The sequence below is a fragment of the Bifidobacterium sp. UBA744 genome, assembly GCA_002298605.1.
Taxonomy (GTDB): domain Bacteria; phylum Actinomycetota; class Actinomycetes; order Actinomycetales; family Bifidobacteriaceae; genus Bifidobacterium.
Window position 1 is genome coordinate 1 of record DBKS01000038.1, and the last position, 915, is coordinate 915.

1 protein-coding gene is annotated in these 915 nt (G+C 62.5%); it reads right to left on the bottom strand.

Annotated elements, in window-relative coordinates; translation table 11 throughout:
* Positions 1 to 884: aminotransferase class I/II-fold pyridoxal phosphate-dependent enzyme (locus B2994_RS03870; protein WP_291527068.1), on the bottom strand; the 884-nt coding region annotated here is incomplete at its 3' end.
* Positions 885 to 915: the final 31 nt, after the last annotated feature.

Here is a 915-nt window from a genome sequence, read left to right on the forward strand (position 1 = left end):
TCCAGAGTCTCCGGCTTGAAGCAGGCCAAGGCGGCGTACTGGGTGGGCGTATGCGCGCACAGGAAGTAATTGGTGGCCAGGTCATCCACCTCGTGCAGCATATACTCCGGCAGCACGGCCCATCCAAGCCGCCAACCGGTCATGCCGAAGAACTTGGAGAAACTGTTGAGCGTAATCGCATCCGGGTCGGCGGCCAGCACGGTGTTCACCTCGGAACCGTCAGGCTCGCGATCCGCCAAATCCAAATAGGTTTCGTCCACGATGCGCCATGCGCCGCGGCTTGCCGCCAGATCGCAAATCCCCTTGAGCGTTTCGAAGGCGATGGTGGTTCCGGTGGGGTTCGACGGCGACGTGATCATCACGGCTTTGGTGCGCTCGGACCAGTGGGCGTCCACCGATTTCTCAGTGAGATGGAATCGCGTGGCGGCGCTGGTGGGAACATCCACCACCCTTCCCCCGAAGGATTTCACCAATTCTCGGTTGCAGGGGTACGAGGGATCCGCGACGATCACCTCATCGCCCGGATCGACGGTGGCGGCCACCGCCAACAGCAACGCCGTCGAACCGCCCGCGGTGATGATGATGCGCTTGGGATCGATGTCCACATGGTGACGCTCGTGATAAAAGCCTGCGATGGCCTCACGAAGTTGCGGCAGGCCAAACGCCGCGGTATACGGCAGGGGCCGGCCGTCATAGAGTCCGCGCATGGCGTCGCGCACGGCGGGCGGAGCCCCAAAATCCGGCTCCCCCAACGACAGCTTGACCACATCGACACCGGACGCAATCATCTCATCGGCTTGTTCGCCAAACACCATGGCACGGAACGGCTCGGATTCAAGGGCGCGCCGGGACATCCTCGGCTGGGGCATCATGGTATCACTCATGCAGGCAGTTCTATCCGCCGAGGCCGACATC